Consider the following 16543-nt stretch of genomic DNA (forward strand, 5'->3'; position numbering starts at 1 on the left):
CGGAAAGCGCCAGACCGCGGAGAAAGCGGTTACAAGCGACGCGGTAGAGGGTTTGTACTCCCGACAGAACAAGCATGTCAAGAAATATCGGCATGTGATCAACAAAGGTGACCACCTTGACAAGTAACCGGTTTCACAGCAAGGTGGCCCCTGGGTGGAAAGCGCTTGCCGACGGAGGCTGATCCTTTCACGCCCAGGAGTCCCGAATGACCCTTTGTATGGAGGGCATCACCAAGCGCTTCTTCGGCACCACCGTGCTGGACGAGGTGTCCCTGGAATGCCGTTCGGGCGAGATCCACGCCATTGTCGGGGAAAACGGCGCGGGCAAGTCGACCCTCATGAAGGTGCTGTCCGGCGTCCACCAGCAAGACGGCGGCCGCATTCTCCTTGACGGCCGCGAAGCGCGTTTCACTCATCCACGGCAGGCGCTCGCCGAAGGCATCAGCGTCATCTACCAGGAGTTCACCCTGCTTCCCGACCGGACCGTCGCCGAGAACATCTCGCTCGGGCGCGAGCCACGCCGCGCCGGCGTGCTGGTGGACCGCGCGGCCATGGAGCGCCGGGCGGCCGAGCTGCTCGCGAGCATCGGCGGCGAGGGCATCGACCCGAAGCGGCTCGCCCGGCACCTCACCGTCGCGCGGCAGCAGACCGTCGAGATCGCCAAGGCGCTCTCCTACGATCCGCGCATCCTGGTCATGGACGAGCCCACGGCCGCGCTGCCCCCCGCCGACGTGGCCGCGCTCTTCGCTCAGGTCCGCAGGCTGGCCTCCCAGGGCCGCTCGGTGCTCTACATCTCCCACCGGCTGGCCGAGGTGTTCGAGCTGGCGGACCGGGTCACCGTGCTGAAGGACGGCCGCCGGGTGGCGACCATGCCGGTCGCGGAGACCGGCCCGGAGGACCTCGCCCGCCTCATGGTGGGCCGGGAGATGTCCCACTACTACCCCGAGCGCCGCTCGTCCGAGGCCGGTCCGGTGCGGCTCTCGCTCCGCGGCGCCCGGGCGTCCGGGGTCCACGGCGTCGACCTGGAGGTCCGCGCCGGAGAGATCGTCGGCCTGGCGGGGCTGGAGGGCTCGGGCCGCACCCAGCTCGCCCGGGCGCTGTTCGGCGTGACGCCCCTCACGGGCGGCGACCTGGAGATCGACGGCCGTCAGACGCGGATCGGCTCGCCGCGCGCCGCCATCCGCGCGGGCCTGGCCTACCTGACGGCCGATCGCAAGGCCGAGGGCCTGGTCCTCGGGTTGCGGGGGGCGGACAACGCCCGGCTCGCCACCCGCGCGCTCGGCCGCGGCCTGGCGAGGTCCGCGCTGGAGGGGATCGCGGACCAGGTCGGGCTGCGGCCCGGGGCCCTGCGCCGCGAGTCCCGGCTGCTGTCGGGCGGCAACCAGCAGAAGGTCGTGCTGGCCAAGTGGCTGGCCACCGAGGCCACGGTCTACGTGCTGGACGAGCCGACCCGCGGCATCGACATCGGCGCCAAGGCCGGCATCCACGAGGTGATCCGAGAGCTGGCCGACCGGGGCGCCGCCGTACTGATGATCTCGTCGGAGCTGCCCGAGGTGATCGGGATGAGCGACCGGATCGTGGTCATGCGCGACGGCGCGGTGGCGGGCGAACTGCCCGCCGGGACGCCGGAAGAGGAGATCATGCTGCTCGCCCAGGGGGCGAGGGCCGCGTGAACGCATCCCCCTCCGGCCTCCCCCTCTCCGCCACCTCTCTCAGACGCCGGGCGGAGGGCACCAGCCTTCCGGTTTGGCTGGTGTTGGCACTGGTCTTCGTGGTCGCCTGGGTCGCGGCCGGCACCCGGGGCGGCGACTTCGGCACCGCGGACAACCTGCGCAACATCGCCCTCCGCTCGGTCGCGCTCGGGCTGGTCGCGGTCGGGCAGACCGTCGTGGTCCTCGCGGGGTCGCTGGACCTCTCGGTGGCCTACGTCGTGAGCCTGTCCGCCATGGCCTGCTCGGTCGTGATGGCCGGCCAGACCGGGCTCATCGTGCCGGGGGTGCTCACCGCACTGCTGCTCGGCGTGGCCGTGGGCCTCGCCAACGGGCTGGTGATCACGCGGCTCAAGGTCAACCCCTTCATCGCCACCCTCGGCGTCTCGCTCGTGCTGCGCGGTCTGCTCAACGCGACGTTCGACAACTTCGCCGGGGCCGTGCCGGAGGAGTTCCAGGCCCTCGGCTACGACCTGGTGGCCGGGATCCCGGTGTCGGTGGTGATGCTCGTGGCGGTCGTCGCGGTCGCGTGGTTCCTCCTGCACCGGACGCCGTTCGGGCACCACCTCTACGCGGTGGGCGGCGACCCGGAGTCGGCCCGCATGTCGGGCATCCGGTCGGGCCGCGTACTGGTCTCCGCGCACGTGCTGTGCGCCCTCTGCACGGCGGCGAGCGGCGTTTTCCTCGCCAGCCGCCTCGGCGCGGGCGCGCCGTGGGTCGGGCCCGACGGCGGATACGACCTGGAGTCGATCGCGGCCGTGGTTCTCGGCGGGACGGCCCTCACCGGCGGGCGGGGGCGGCTGCTGGGCACGGTCGCGGCGGTGCTCATCCTCGCGGTCGTCGACTCGGTGTTCAACCAGTTCCAGGCCGATCCGTTCCTCCGCACGCTGGTCCGCGGCCTGATCATCGTGGGCGCCGTCGCCCTGTACGCCTATCGGGGTGGTCGCCGATGACGGGAATGCCTGTTACGGGAGCGTGGCGGCGCGTCCCGGCGATCTGGCTGGTGCTGCTCATCGTCACCGCGGTGATCATCTGGCGGAACCCGTCGTTCGCCGAGCCCGTGTCACTGCTGACCTTCCTGAAGCGGTCCGCTCCGCTGATCGTCCTGACGGCCGGGCAGCTCTTCGTGATCGTCACGGGCGAGTTCGACCTGTCCGCCGGCGCGCTGATCACCACCTGCGTCGTGGTCGCGGCCAAGGTGTCCGCGGGCGACCCCGCCCTCACCTGGCCGGTCATCGGGCTGCTGGCGCTGCTCGGCGCGGGGGTAGGGCTGGTCAACGGCCTCGTGACGACCCTCCTGCGGGTGCCGTCGTTCATCACGACGCTCGGCATGATGCTCGTGCTGAACGGCGCGGTGTTCCTGTGGACCGGCGGCTCCCCGACCGGATCCCTGGCTCCCGAGTTCCGGCAGTACGGCCGCGAGACGGGCTACGCCGTGGCCGTGACGGCCGTGGTCGTCGCCGTCGCGTGGCTGCTGCTGCACCGGTCGCGGTTCGGGCACCTGGCGCTGGCCACGGGCGGCGGCACCCGGGCCGCCGCTCTCTCCGGCGTCCCCGTGGCACGGATGCGCATCATCGCCTTCGTCATCTCCGGGCTCTCGGCCGTCGTCGCGGCGATCCTGCTCGCCGGCTTCGCGGGCCTGTCCAAAGAGGCGGGCGCGGGTTACGAATTCCAGGCAATCTCCGCGGTCGTCCTCGGCGGCGCCGTGCTCGGCGGCGGGCGTGGGACCGCCGGCGGAGCGGTCGCCGGCGCGCTCACCCTCCAGTGCCTGTTCACCCTTCTCAACCTCCTGGGCCTGGAGAAGCCCCTCCGGGACACCGTCCAGGGTGTCCTGATCATTCTGGCGGCGGCCTTCGCCGCCTACCGCCTGCGTAAGGAACAGTGATGCCGAACAGACTCGCCGCCCTGCTGGCGGTGGCCGTGTTATCGCTCACGGCCTGCAGCACCACCCGGCCCGCCGGAGGCCCTCCCGCGTCGAGCGCCGCCGCCACGACGGCGTCGGCCCAGCCGACCTCCCAGTTCTTCGACCAGGCCGCGTACGACAAGCAGCTCGCGTGGCGGAAGGCCACCCCGGCCGGCGACCCGTCGAAGCCGTGGCTGCAGGCCATCGAGCCGCAGATGGCCGACACGGCGAAGTTCAAGAAGCCGGGCCCCTGGCACGTGTGCTTCTCCAACGCCGGCGTCGGCAACCCCTGGCGGGTCACCGGCCTGACGACGATGAAGGAGGAGGTCAAGCTCCACAAGGAGATCGGGGAGTTCACGGTCGTCGACGCCGAGGGCAAGGACGACAAGCAGATCTCCGACATCTCCGACCTGCTCGGCAAGAAGTGCGACGCGATGATCATCTCGCCGAACACGACCGCGGCCCTCACGCCCGCCGTCGAGAAGGCGTGCCAGAGCGGCGTGCCGGTCGTCGTCTTCGACCGCGGGGTCACCACGGACTGCCCGGTGAGCTTCGTCCACCCCATCGGCGGCTACGCCTTCGGCGCCGACTCCGCGGAGTTCATCGCGTCCAAGATGCCGAAGGGCGGCAAGGTCCTCGCCCTGCGGATCCTGCCCGGCGTGGACGTCCTGGAGAACCGCTGGGAGGCCGCGAGGCTGACCTTCCAGCAGGCCGGTGCGAACGTCGTGGGCGCCGAGTTCACCGACGGCGACCCCGCCAAGGTGAAGACCATCGTGTCGGACTACCTCCAGCGGTTCGGCGACCTCGACGGCGTCTGGATGGACGCGGGCGCCACCACGGTCGCGGCGGTCGAGGCCTTCCAGGACGCCGGCAAGCCCGTGCCGCCGATCAACGGGGAGGACCAGCAGGACTTCCTCGCGCTGTGGCAGAAGGACAAGCTCACGGCTATGGCCGCGACCTATCCGGTCTACCAGTGGCGGACCGCCGTCATCGCGGCGACCGACATCCTGTCGGGCGAGCAGGTGCCCAAGGAGTGGGTGCTGCCCGAGCCGGTGATCACCGACCAGAACCTGGCACAGTACGTCACGCCCAACATGCCCCCGCTTTTCTACCCCACCTGTGGTTGCCAGGACATGCCCGGCTTCCCGCAGACCTGGGGCGGGAAGTAATCGGATCGAGGAGCACGAAGTGAGCACCGAGCGGGTCACGATCAGGCACGTCGCGCACAGCGCGGGCGTGTCGGTGGCGACCGTTTCCCGGGTCTTCGCCCAGTCGAGCTCGGTGTCGGAGGAGCTGACCGCGCGGGTGCTCGACGCCGCCCGCCGCCTGGGCTACACGCCGCACGCGGTGGCCCAGAGCCTGGCGAGCGGCCGCACCCGCGTGGTGGGCGTCCTGGTTCCGAACCTGGCCAACCCGTACTTCTACGCGCTGATCAAGAACATGCTCCACGAGGCCGACCGGGACGGCTACCGCCTCATCGTGGCCGACTCCGACGAGAGCCTGGCGGCCGAGCCCGCGCTCGGGATGAGCCTGCTCGGCCGGTCCGACGGGCTCATCATGCTGTCCCCGCGTTGTGGCTCGGAGGTGCTGAAGGAGCTGGGCCTCCAGGGCAAGCCGATCATGGTGGTCAACCGCCAGATCGACGAGCTGGGCCTGTCGAGCGTCCTGCTCGACAACTTCACCCCGATGCGCCAGCTGGCCATGCACACGGTCGAGCTCGGCCACCGCCACCTGGTCTACCTGCAGGGGCCGGTCCGGTCGTGGCAGGAGAAGGAGCGGTGGCGGGCGATGCGGTCCCTGCGGGTGCCGGGCGTCACCGTGACCCCGATCCGGGCGGGCGGCACCATGGAGAACGGCCGGGCCTCGGCGGAACGAGTGCTGGCCACGGGCTGCACGGCAGTGCTCGCCCACAACGACCTGACCGCGATCGGGCTGATCGCCGGCCTCAACGAGCACGGCGTCTCGGTTCCCGGCGACATCTCGGTAACCGGGTTCGACGACATCCCCTTCGCCCGGTTCACCTCCCCGGCGCTGACCACCGTTCACAGCCCGCAGGAGGACATCGGCCGCGCGACCTGGCGGATGACCGCCGGTCTGCTGCACGGCGACCGGCCGGGCGCGCGCACCATGCTCACCACCCAACCGGTGATCCGCGCCTCCACGGCCCCCCCGAAGTAAGCCTCAACAGCCCCTCGGAGCAACCCTCCACGGCCCGGAGAAGGACGGCTAGCACAGTGCGGCGGAGGCCGTACAGAACGAACTGATAACGAGGAGAAACCGGTTACATGCCCCCCGAGGTGATGACCGCCGCAGAGGCGGCCGCCCGGATCCCGGACGGCGCGACGATCGCGCTCACCGGCTCCGGCGGCGGTGTCCTGGAGCCGCACGCCCTGATCGCCGCCGTCGAGGACCGGTTTCTCGACTCCGGCGGCCCGCGCGGGCTCACCGTCGTGCACGCCTTCGGGCTCGGCGACCGCGAGAACCGCGGGCTCAACGCGCTCGCCCACGAGGGCCTGGTCAAGCGGGTCGTCGGCGGCCACTGGACCTGGGCGCCGAAGATGATCGAGCTGGCCGCGGCCGGGCGCATCGAGGCGTACTCCTGGCCCGCCGGGGCCATCAGCCTGATGATGCGTGAGGTCGGCGCGCGGCGGCCCGGCCTCGTCACGAGGACCGGGCTGCACACCTTCGCCGACCCGCGTCTCGGCGGCGGCAGGTTCAACGCCGCGGCCGAGGAGGAGCTCATCTCGCTGGTGCGGCTCGACGGCGAGGAGTTCCTCCACTACCGGCCAATGCGGGTCGACGTCGCGCTGATCCGCGGCACCGAGGCCGACCCGCGGGGCAACATCGGCTGCGGCGAGGAGGCCGCGGTGCTCGACGCGCTCGCACTCGCCCAGGCGGCCCGGGCCGGTGGCGGCCTCGTCGTCGCCCAGGTCAAGCGCCTGCGCGGCGAGCCGCTCGACCCGCGTGACGTGGTGATCCCGGCCGCGCTGGTCGACGTGGTCGTCCCCGCGCCGGACCAGTGGCAGACCTACGCCTCCGAGTACGACCCGGCGCTGTGCGGGCCGGCCGGCGGCGAGGTGACGCCCGCCCTGGCCGACCCGGTCCGGGCGGCGGTCGCCCGCAGGGCCGCGCTCGAAGTCCCTGACGGCGCCGTGCTGAACGTGGGCTTCGGCATGTCCGCGCAGGTCGTCGACGTCCTCGCGGAGCAGGGCAGGCTGCCGGGAGTCACCCTCGCCATCGAGCAGGGCCTGTTCGACGGCGTGCCGGAGACGGGCAACCTGTTCGGCGTGGCACGCGGCGCGTCGGCGAGGGTGGCCTCGACCACCCAGTTCGACCTTTTCTCCGGGGGCCTGCTGGACGTGTGCTGTCTCGGCATGGCCCAGCTGGACGAGACCGGATCGGTCAACGTGAGCCGGTTCGGCTCGCAGATCATCGGCCCCGGCGGGTTCGTCGACATCTCGCAGAACGCCCGCAAGGCCGTGTTCTGCGGCACGTTCACCGCCAAGAACGGCGCCGTGCGCAAGCTCGTCCCGAAGGTGGACGAGGTGACCTACTCCGGCCCCTTCGCGCTCGCCGAGGGCCGCGAGGCGGTCTACGTCACCGAGCGCGCGGTCTTCCGCCTCACGCCCGCGGGGGTCGAGCTCATCGAGATCGCCGAGGGCCTCACCATCGAGCGCGACATTCTCCCTTTCATGGGCTTTCGTCCCATCATCCACGATGTACGACCTATGAGGTGACCATGCCACTTCCTCCCGGGCTCGAGCTGTCGGCCGCCGGGGACGACAACCGGCCGGTGCGGCAACTGGTTCGCGACTTCACCGCCAAGCAGGTGATCCCGGTCGCCGCCGACCTGGACGCGTCGCCGCGGTTCCCCGCCGAGATCTACCGCGAGATGGCCAAGGCCGGGCTCTTCGGCATCACCGTGCCCGAGGAACTGGGCGGCGCGGGAGGCCGGGCGCTCGACTACCTCCACGTCATGGAGGGGCTCAGCTTCGGCTACGCCTCGGTCGCCGACCAGTGCGGCCTCGTCGAGCTGGTCGGCACGCTGCTCACCAAGCACGGCACCCCCGGCCAGCAGCGCGAGTTCCTGGGGCCCCTGCTCCGCGCCGACCGCTTCTGCGCGTACGCGCTGACCGAGGCGGGTGCGGGATCCGACCTGCGCGGCGTCTCCACCAGGGCCCGGCCCGACGGGGACGGCTGGATCCTCGACGGCGAGAAGGTCTTCATCCACAACGCGCCGGTGGCCGACTTCGCCACGGTCCTCGCCAGGACCGGCGACTCCTATTCGGTCTTCCTCGTCGATCTCGACGCCAACGGCGTCAGCCGTACGTATCGGGAGCACAAGATGGGCCAGCGGGCCAGCCAGGTCGGCGGCCTCGCCTTCGACTCGGTGCGGCTGCCGGCCGGCGCGCTGCTCGGCGGCCTCGGCGAGGGGTTCACGCTGATGACCTCGGTGCTCGCGCGGGGACGCCTGGGCATCTCAGGGCTGTCGCTCGGCATCAGCCGGGCCGCCATCACGGCCGCCGCCGAGCAGGCCGAGACCCGCACCGCCTTCGGCCGGCCGATCGGCGCGAACCAGGGGGTGGCCTTCCCCATCGCCGACGCGGCGGCCGAATACCGCGCCGCCTTCCTGCTCGCCGAGGACGCCGCCCGGCGCCTCGACCAGGGACAGGAGGACGCCGCCGCGGCCTGCTCGATGGCCAAGCTGTACGCCTCCGAGGCGTGCGTACGGCATGCCGACATGGCCGTCCAGGTCTTCGGCGGCTCAGGTTACATTCAGGGCTACTTGCCGGAACGGCTGTACAGGGACGCCCGGATCACCACAATCTACGAGGGTACGAGCGAGATCCAGCGTCTGATCATCAGCCGCTGGCTCATGGACACGCGAGGAGGCACCCCATGAGGGTCGCCCTGATCGGCGCCGGGTTCGCCTCCCGGCCCCATGTGCTGGCACTGCACGAGCTGGGCCACGAGGTGGTCACCGTGGTGACGCGCCGGGAGGACCGGGCCAGGAACGTGCAGTTCGTCTTCCCCGGCGCGAAGCGATGCTGGCCCGCGAGCGAGGCGCTCGACGCCGGGGTGGACTTCGCCATCGTCGCCTCCCCGACCAACACCCATCTTGAGGTCGTCACCGAGGCCGCCGCCAGGAAGGTGGACCTGCTCTGTGAGAAACCTTTAGGCGCCAACAACGACCAGGCGATCGATCTGGTGCGCATCGCCCGGGAGGCCGGCATCGGGCTGGCCGTCTGCTTCCAGCACCGGGCCAAGCCGGGCGGCCGGGCCCTGCACGACCTGGTCCGCCAGGGGACGCTCGGCCAGATCACCGGCGGCTTCCTGCACGTGCCCTGGTGGCGCGAGCAGTCCTACTATGACGACCCCGGCCGCGGGACGTTCGAGCGCGACGGCGGCGGCGCGCTCATGGTGCAGGGCATCCACTCCCTCGACCTGGTGCTGTGGGTCCTCGGGATGCCCCGCCGGGTTGTCGCCAGCGGCAGCCGGAGCCCCGCGCACAAGCTCGAGGCGGAGGACGTGTTCGGCGGCATTCTCGACTACGGCGACTTCGTGATCACGGTGCACGCCACCACCGCGGCCTTCCCCGGCAGGGAGGAGGAGCTGTGGCTGACCGGCACCAAGGGCACCGCCGTACAGCACGGCGCGGCTCTCGACCTCTATCAGGACATCAGCATGGAGGTCGTCGCCTCTGGGACGAACGCCACCACGGCGACCGACCCGACGGGCATGCCCGTGGAGTGGCACCGGTCGGTCATCAAGGACGCCATCGAGAGCTTCGCCGAGGGCCGTGAACCGCTGGCCTCGGGCGAATCGGCGCTCCTCACGCAGCGCGTGGTCGCCGCTCTCTACCGATCGGTCGTCTCGAACTCCTGGGAGACGATCTGACCTGCGCCGTCGCCGTACTCCCGCTCGCGGCGGAAGCGCCCACGCGCCGCCGGTGAGCGGGAAGGACGGCCCCGCTCCACCCCATCCTTCAAGTTCCGGACGGTCCTTAATCACTTTCAGGCCATCTGCCACTACTAGCGTCCACCCCCGAAGGAACGAGAAATGGGGCAGGCGATGAATGAGGACAGGCGGCACCCGCTGCCGGCGTGGGCGGATCCCGAGGTGCCGGAGGAGGGGCTGGACGCCCAGGGCGTCTCGCGCCGCGGGCTGCTCCGCCGGGCTGGGCTGTTCGGCGCGGGGTTCGCCGCCGCCTCGGTCGCCGGAACGCTGGGCGCCGGAGCCGTCGGCGCGGCGGCCGAGCCCGCGCCGGGAGGGGACGACCCGGATCTGGTCTACCTCGTCGGCGACCACCACGTGCACACCGTCTACAGCCATGACGCGAAGTACACCTTCTCCCAGCTCGCGATGCGGGCGGCGCAGTTCGGCCTCGACTGGATGGTGTTCACCGAGCACAGCAACTTCGGCCACGCGAATGCCGGTGGCGCGCTCGCCGAGCACGCGGAGGTGCTGAAGGCGCGGGCGGAGAACCCCCGCATGCTCGTCTTCCAGGGCCTGGAGTGGTACATCCCGGCGGCCGAGCACGCCAGCGTGATCATCGCCCCCGGCCAGAACGAGGCGGAGGTCCTCCGCCAGTTCGAGCTCGCCTACGACGGCAAGCTGAACAAGCGCACCGAGGGCTCGACGGGCCACCCGGACACACCGGGCAACGAGGCGCTGGCGGTCGAAGGCATCAAGTGGCTGGCCGAGCGGAAGCGGGCCGGCTACATCGACGACGTGCTCGTGCTGGCCAACCACCCGTCCCGGCTCGGCATCGACTCCCCGCACGAGATGAGGGCGTGGCGCGACGCCGACCCGGAGATCATGATCGGCATGGAGGGCGCGCCGGGCTCCCAGGGCGCCGCGCTGCCGGGCTGGCGGGGCGCGAACAGCATCCGCGGCGAGTACGAGAACAAGCCGTCCGCCCAGTCGTGGGCGGGCTATCCGGCCGAGGCGTACGTGACCTACGGCGGGTTCGACTGGATGACCGCCACGGTGGGCGGCCTGTGGGACGCGCTGCTGTCGGAGGGCAGGCTGTTCTCCGTCACCTCCAACTCCGACAACCACCGGACCGTCTACGACACCCTGCGCAACGGCGACTGGCCGGCCGGGCAGAACTTCGACAACACCGGCAAGCTGCCCGACCCGGTCGAAACGGGCACACCGCAGCCGGGCAGCGACTTCTGGCCGGGCCAGTTCAGCCGTACTCATGTGGGCGTGACGAAGTACGGCTACCTGGAGGTCATGGCGGGCCTGCGGGCCGGGCGGGTGTGGGTCGACCACGGCCAGCTCGTCGACGGCATCGACGTCAGGCTCACCGGCCCCGGCGGGCACGGTCGCGGCGCCACGCTGGGCGGTCGCCTCCGCGCCCGCCGGGGGTGGCCGCTGACCCTGGAGGTCACCGTCACTACGGCGTCCCGGCCGAACTACCACGGCGAGGTGCCGAAGCTGGCCCATGTCGACGTGATCCGCGGCGCCGTCCGCGGCCCCGCCGCCGACCGCGACACCTGGCGGGCGCCCGGCACGCGGGTGGTCCGTACGGTCGACGTCAGCGGCAAGACGGGGACCTACACCCTGCGGATCCCGCTCGGTCAGTTCTCGGAGCCGGGCTACGTGCGGCTGCGCGGCAGCGACGGGCGGCGGGGCGGCCCCGGTCTGCTGGGCCGCGACATCGACCCGCACGGCCCGATCGCCCACACGCCCGGCGACGGGGACCCGTGGGCCGACACCTGGTTCTACACCAACCCGATCTTCATCGACGTGGTGTGAGGGTGGCCCGGGGACGCGCCGGGGTGGGCCTTGAGCCACCCGGCGCGCTCCCGGCTCTCCTCGTCGACCGGGGTGCATCTGCGGCAGCTGACCGTGATGGCGCGTGAGGCTCAGGAACAGCGTGCCGAACGCCGCCACGCCGATGACCTGGCCGGAGGCGGGGCTCGCCGCCACGTCGCTCGTCGCCGGCGTCTGCGCCCTCCCCCTCCTGCGAAGGCGCTAGGCGCTAGGCCAGCTTGCGCCACACGTCGATGGCGAGCACCGGGCGCATGCCGACCGAGAGGTAGAGGTCGAGCGCGGGGGTGGTGTTGTTGGAGTCCACGTGCAGGATCGTGCCGGCCCGCCCCCGCCTCTCGTCCGCCGCGAAGGCCCGTCTGAGCAGGAACCGGCCGAGTCCCTTCCCCCGGAAGCGCGGCAGCACGGCCAGCGTGCGGACATAGCCGCAGTTCTCGTCCGGCACGAAATGGTTGGTCCCGAGCAGCATCGCCGCCGGCTCGCCGTGGACCCGGGCCACCAGCAGCTGACCCCAGTCGTTGGCGCTGGAGGCCTCCATCTCGCCGGCCCACTCCTCGTACGTCCTGGCGACGAACCCGAAGTGCTCGGCGAACCCCTCCTGCTGGATCCGATGGGCCGTACGGAGCAGCTCGTCGTGGTCCGGCGAACCGGTCTCGACGGTCACGCCCGGCAGGAACACCGGCTCGGCCCCCTGGTGGTCGATCCGCATGCGGTGGAAGCTCGTGGCCGCGTCGAACCCGCGCGCCTTGGCGGCCGTCCGCATGGCCGTGTCCTCCGCGTAGATGCCGATGTCCACCCGGGACTGCTCGTGACCGGCGGCCCGGCCGAGCTCGGCGGCCCGCTCGATGACCGTGTCCCAGAGCCAGTCGCCGGCTCGGGCGTCCCTGGCGTGCACGTCGACGTCCACGTTGTCGCTCGCGCCCTTGCGGCGGGCCCATGCCCACCCGAGCAGCCGGTCGCCGTCGTGGACCAGCCAGCTGTCGTCGGCCAGATCCAGCTCGCCGAGGGTGTCGGCGATGTCCTCCAGCGTCCAGTCCGGCTTGCCGGTCACCGCGATGTCGTGCTCGGCGACCAGCTCGTGGATCGCCGGGGCGTCGCCGATCAACGGCCGCCTGATGTCGAATTCGTTCACGCACCGTTTGTACGGCGCCCCACTTGGCGGCGACTTGACGACCGATTGGGAGCGGTCGGGTTCCGCGCTCACCTACCGGCGGACGCCACAAGGCAGGCGGTCGCAGGCTCAGCTCCGGACAGCCTCCCTTCCCGCCGGGAAGCGCGGCCGTCACCCGGCCGAAACAAAGGGGTATTGCTTAGGAAAGTTTCCTATTGAATACTGCTGATCATCCGCCTCAACCTCACATCACTCGCCCCCTGCGTACGGTGACGCGCTGCACCGCCCGTCGGACAGTCGTGCGGGGGAACCTCCCGTCACCACGTCGTCGCCCCTCCCAACCCCCTGGAGGCATCCATGCTCCGACGCGTCCTCGCCCTCACCGGCGGCGCGGTCCTGGCCTGCGCTGCGGCACTCGCCAGCACTTCCCCCGCGCAGGCCTCGACCAACGTCACCTTCGGCCCCACGTCCATTGGCGAATACTGCCACGCCCAGGTCAGCTCCTTCGCGTGGATCGGCTTCGATCGGGGCTCGATCCAGTGCTACGGAGGCAACGGCAACCAGTACGCCGGATCGGGCAGCCCTTACCAGGCCTGTGACTACCTCACGACAGGCGTCGTTCTCAGCGCCTCCCGCGGCGCCTACGACTCGCTGGTCTGCGAGATTCAGTAGAAGCCAACCGGGCTCCCGGATCCCGGGAGCCCGAGTTCCGCCGTCCGGGAGTGCCGATATTTCTCGGCCATCGAAGGCGAGGTCGGTCAGCGTCTCCCGGCACTTAGTTGAAGAAAATGGCGATTTGTTCGAGCACGTTGTGTACGACGCTCCGGACCGATCGTGGCTGGACATCCGCGATGTGCTCACGCCGTACGCGATGGATCTCCAATCGAGCCTCCGTACGTTCGGTGAAGCCGGTCTGAACGGCTCCCCGGAAGTGCGGGGAGCCCGCACCTCCAGTCGCCGCCCGAAATAGAGTGATCCGTATGGAATACGGACGGCTTGGCACTACCGGTTTGAAGATCAGCAGGATCTGCCTGGGCATGATGAGCTACGGCGAGCCCGACAAGTGGGGCGGCTGGGTGCTCGCCGAGGACCAGGCGGAGCCCATTGTGCGCAAGGCCGCCGACGGCGGCGTGACGTTCTTCGACACCGCCGACGTGTACTCGGCCGGCGTCAGCGAGGAGATCACCGGCAGCCTGCTGCGCAAGATCTTCCCCCGGCGCGACGACTACGTGCTGGCCACGAAGGTCTACTTCCCGATGGGCGGCGGCAAGAACGACTACGGCCTGTCCCGCAAGCACATCCTCTCGGCGATCGACGCCTCCCTCACCCGGCTCGGCACCGACTACGTGGACCTCTACCAGATCCACCGCTGGGACGGCGAGACGCCGATCGAGGAGACGATGGAGGCGCTGCACGACGTGGTCCGCTCCGGGAAGGCCCGCTACATCGGCGCCTCCAGCATGTGGGCCTGGCAGTTCGCCAAGGCCCAGCACGTCGCCGACCTCAACCACTGGACGCGCTTCGTCTCGATGCAGAACCACTACAACCTCCTCCACCGGGAGGAGGAGCGGGAGATGGTCCCGCTCTGCGTGGACCAGGGCGTCGGCCTCATCCCGTGGAGCCCGCTCGCTCGCGGCCTCCTCGCCCGCGCCGGAGCGCCCGCCGACACCACCCGCCAGACCGGCGACGCCGCGCGTCAGCAGCAGCTCTACGGCGGGCCGGGCGACGCGACGATCCTGGAGCGGGTGGCGCAGACGGCCGCCGAGCGGGGGACGAAGCCCGCGACGGTGGCCCTCGCCTGGCTGCTGAGCCGCCCCGGCGTCGTCGCCCCGATCATCGGCGCGACCAAGGGACACCACGTGGACGACGCGCTCGCCGCGGTCGACCTCACGCTGTCGGAGAAGGAGATCGCCTTCCTCGAGGAGCCCTACCAGGCCCGGCCGCAGCAGTTCTGAATCAGTTGCCCGCCTCGACGCCGGCGGACAGGCCGCGGTTCGGCTTCCGCCGCGCCGAGGAGCACGGCGTCACGCCCCCGGTGGTCGAATGGGGTCCGCATTTCCAGGTGCGGGTCTTCCAGGACCCGGCTTCCCGTGGCCCGTCCGCCTACGCCGAGCCGTTCTCCAGGGTGTGAGGCCGCCTCCCGCGCGTGCGTTAGGGTCGGCGCGTGGATCCACGTGACGAGGTCGTCGAGCTGTTCCAGCGGGTGGCGCGGACCGTGCCGGCGTACGCCGAGTTCCTCAGGGCTCACGACGTCGATCCGGGCACGATCCGGACCTTTGACGACTTCGCCGGCCTGCCGCTGACCACCAAGGACACCTACACCCGCCGGTACGCGCTGCCCGGCCTGTGCCGCGACGGAAGGATCGGCGACATGATCGCCGTCTCGTCCGGATCCACCGGGGAGCCGTCGTTCTGGCCCCGCTCGGCCGCCGACGAGATCGTCATCGCCGAGCGGTTCGCGCAGGTCTTCGACGCCTTCGGCGCACGCGAGCGCCGGACCCTGGCCGTGGTGTGCTTCGCCCTCGGCACCTGGGTCGGCGGGCTGTTCACCCTGGCCTGCTGCCGCCACCTCGCCGCCCGTGGATACCCCGTCACCGCCGTGGCGCCGGGCAACAACCCGGCGGAGATCCAGCGGGTCGTCCCCCAGCTCGCGCCGCATTTCGATCAGGTGGTCCTGCTCGGCTACCCGCCGTTCCTCAAGGACGTCGTCGACGCCGGCGGCGTCCCCTGGGCGTCCTACGACGTCAAGCTCGTCATGGCCGGAGAGGTCTTCAGCGAGGAGTGGCGCGGCCTGATGGCGCGGCGCACCGGGATGACCGACCCCCGCTTCGCCACCGCCTCGCTGTACGGCACGGCCGACGCGGGTGTCCTCGGAAACGAGACCCCGCTGTCCATCGACATCCGCCGATTCCTCGCCGGGCGTCCGGACGTCGCGAGGGAACTGTTCGGCGACCCTCGTCTGCCCACCCTGGTGCAGTACGACCCGAGGGTCCGCTTCTTCGAGGAAGTCGACGGCACGCTGCTGTTCACCGGGGACAACGGCGTGCCGCTCATCCGCTACCACATCGCCGACGAGGGCGGCGTGACGAGCCACGATGACATGCTGGCCTTCCTCGCCGGCCACGGCTTCCGTCCGTCGGTGGAGGGCCCGGACCTGCCGTTCGTCCACGTCTTCGGCCGCAGCCACTTCACCGTGTCCTACTACGGCGCCAACGTCTATCCGGAGAACGTCTCGGTCGGACTGGAGCAGCCGTCGGTGAGCGACTCGGTGACCGGCAAGTTCGTCCTGGAGGTCACCGAGGACGCCGACCGCGACCGCCGTCTCCAGATCACCGTGGAACTGGCCCCGGGAACGACCGCCTCACCCGAGCTGGCGGAGCGGATCGGCGAGTCCGTCGTCACCCATCTGCTCCGGCTGAACAGCGAGTTCGCCAACTACGTCCCGCCGGCCAAGCAGCGGCCCGTCGTGCGGCTCAAGAACACCGGCGACCCCCAGCACTTCCCGCCCGGCGTCAAGCACCGCTACACCCGACCCTGACCGTCAGCCGATCGGCGTCAACGGATCAGTTCGAATGGATTCACCACGGAAACCCCTGTGCCGGCGAAGTCCTTGACGTTCCGGCTGACCAGGGTCCAGCCGTTCACTCTGGCCGTCGCGGCGAGGAGACCGTCCACCGTCGGCAGCGTGCGTATCGCGTTCAGCCGCCCCCATTCCTCAGTGACCTCGGAGGTGACAGGGATGATCCGATCACGAAACCGCCGATGAAGGCCATAGAGCCAGCGTTCCAGCGCCGTCGCTTGCGCGGGATCACTGCGCCTGCGGAGTTCTACTCCCCAGCGGATCTCGCCGACGGTCAGGCTGCTGAGATAGAGCAACGGCCCGTGGGCCGCGCCGATCCAGTCCTTGACCTGGGCGCTCCCATTTCGCTTTCGCGTTTCGGAAACCACGTTCGTGTCGAGCAGCCTGGACCTGCCACCCACTCATGGCATGGTCTCCTGTCCAGCCTGTCTAGATCCATCGTAGCCGTCTAGCAGGTCCAC

15 protein-coding genes are annotated in these 16543 nt (G+C 70.8%); 13 read left to right on the forward strand and 2 right to left on the reverse strand.

Translation table 11 applies throughout. The annotated features are described in order from the left end of the window. Positions 1-206: 206 nt before the first annotated feature. The 9 genes from ABH927_RS08940 (at position 207) to ABH927_RS08980 (ending at position 11376) form a co-directional block, all read left to right on the forward strand. Positions 207-1673, forward strand: coding sequence for a sugar ABC transporter ATP-binding protein (locus ABH927_RS08940; protein WP_370019781.1), 1467 nt, complete (start codon positions 207-209; stop codon positions 1671-1673). A gap of 80 nt (positions 1674-1753) precedes the next feature. Then, a complete protein-coding gene (locus ABH927_RS08945) occupies positions 1754-2662 on the forward strand; it encodes an ABC transporter permease (protein WP_370019783.1) in 909 nt (302 codons plus the stop codon). Continuing rightward, positions 2659-3594 (forward strand): ABC transporter permease, encoded by a 936-nt coding sequence (locus tag ABH927_RS08950; protein WP_370019785.1) that lies wholly within the window; start codon positions 2659-2661, stop codon positions 3592-3594. The genes ABH927_RS08945 and ABH927_RS08950 overlap by 4 nt, the downstream gene beginning before the upstream one ends. After that, on the forward strand, positions 3594-4781 hold the full coding sequence (locus tag ABH927_RS08955; RefSeq protein ID WP_370019787.1) for an ABC transporter substrate-binding protein: 1188 nt from the start codon (positions 3594-3596) through the stop codon (positions 4779-4781). The genes ABH927_RS08950 and ABH927_RS08955 overlap by 1 nt, the downstream gene beginning before the upstream one ends. Positions 4782-4800: 19 nt before the next feature. Next, positions 4801-5790 (forward strand): LacI family DNA-binding transcriptional regulator, encoded by a 990-nt coding sequence (locus ABH927_RS08960; protein WP_370019789.1) that lies wholly within the window; start codon positions 4801-4803, stop codon positions 5788-5790. 107 nt (positions 5791-5897) lie between these two features. After that, the gene (locus ABH927_RS08965; RefSeq protein ID WP_370019791.1) at positions 5898-7349 is read left to right on the forward strand and encodes a CoA-transferase; all 1452 of its coding nucleotides are present in this window, start codon (positions 5898-5900) and stop codon (positions 7347-7349) included. 2 nt (positions 7350-7351) lie between these two features. After that, entirely contained in the window at positions 7352-8515 is a 1164-nt protein-coding gene (locus ABH927_RS08970) for an acyl-CoA dehydrogenase family protein (protein ID WP_370019793.1), read from the forward strand. Further along, positions 8512-9510, forward strand: coding sequence for a Gfo/Idh/MocA family protein (locus ABH927_RS08975; RefSeq protein ID WP_370019795.1), 999 nt, complete (start codon positions 8512-8514; stop codon positions 9508-9510). The genes ABH927_RS08970 and ABH927_RS08975 overlap by 4 nt, the downstream gene beginning before the upstream one ends. Positions 9511-9684: 174 nt before the next feature. Beyond that, entirely contained in the window at positions 9685-11376 is a 1692-nt protein-coding gene (locus ABH927_RS08980) for a PHP domain-containing protein (RefSeq protein WP_370019796.1), read from the forward strand. Between the two features lie 226 nt (positions 11377-11602). Here the strand turns inward: ABH927_RS08980 and ABH927_RS08985 are convergent, their stop codons facing one another. Next, complete coding sequence (locus tag ABH927_RS08985) at positions 11603-12523, reverse strand: GNAT family N-acetyltransferase (RefSeq protein WP_370019797.1); 921 nt, start codon at positions 12521-12523, stop codon at positions 11603-11605. Between the two features lie 336 nt (positions 12524-12859). Here ABH927_RS08985 and ABH927_RS08990 point away from each other — a divergent pair, with 336 nt between their 5' ends. From ABH927_RS08990 to ABH927_RS09005, 4 genes are all read left to right on the forward strand, one after another. Next, on the forward strand, positions 12860-13174 hold the full coding sequence (locus ABH927_RS08990) for a hypothetical protein (protein ID WP_370019798.1): 315 nt from the start codon (positions 12860-12862) through the stop codon (positions 13172-13174). A gap of 308 nt (positions 13175-13482) precedes the next feature. Further along, positions 13483-14457 (forward strand): aldo/keto reductase, encoded by a 975-nt coding sequence (locus tag ABH927_RS08995; protein ID WP_370019800.1) that lies wholly within the window; start codon positions 13483-13485, stop codon positions 14455-14457. A 5-nt stretch (positions 14458-14462) separates the two neighbouring features. Further along, positions 14463-14633: a hypothetical protein gene (locus ABH927_RS09000; protein WP_370019802.1), complete on the forward strand. Its 171-nt coding sequence runs from the start codon at positions 14463-14465 to the stop codon at positions 14631-14633. Between the two features lie 33 nt (positions 14634-14666). After that, the gene (locus ABH927_RS09005) at positions 14667-16040 is read left to right on the forward strand and encodes a phenylacetate--CoA ligase family protein (protein ID WP_370019804.1); all 1374 of its coding nucleotides are present in this window, start codon (positions 14667-14669) and stop codon (positions 16038-16040) included. A gap of 17 nt (positions 16041-16057) precedes the next feature. Here the strand turns inward: ABH927_RS09005 and ABH927_RS09010 are convergent, their stop codons facing one another. After that, on the reverse strand, positions 16058-16483 hold the full coding sequence (locus ABH927_RS09010) for a type II toxin-antitoxin system VapC family toxin (RefSeq protein WP_370019806.1): 426 nt from the start codon (positions 16481-16483) through the stop codon (positions 16058-16060). Between the last annotated feature and the right edge of the window lie 60 nt (positions 16484-16543).

This window comes from Planotetraspora sp. GP83 (assembly GCF_041262585.1).
Taxonomy (GTDB): domain Bacteria; phylum Actinomycetota; class Actinomycetes; order Streptosporangiales; family Streptosporangiaceae; genus JAOEGB01.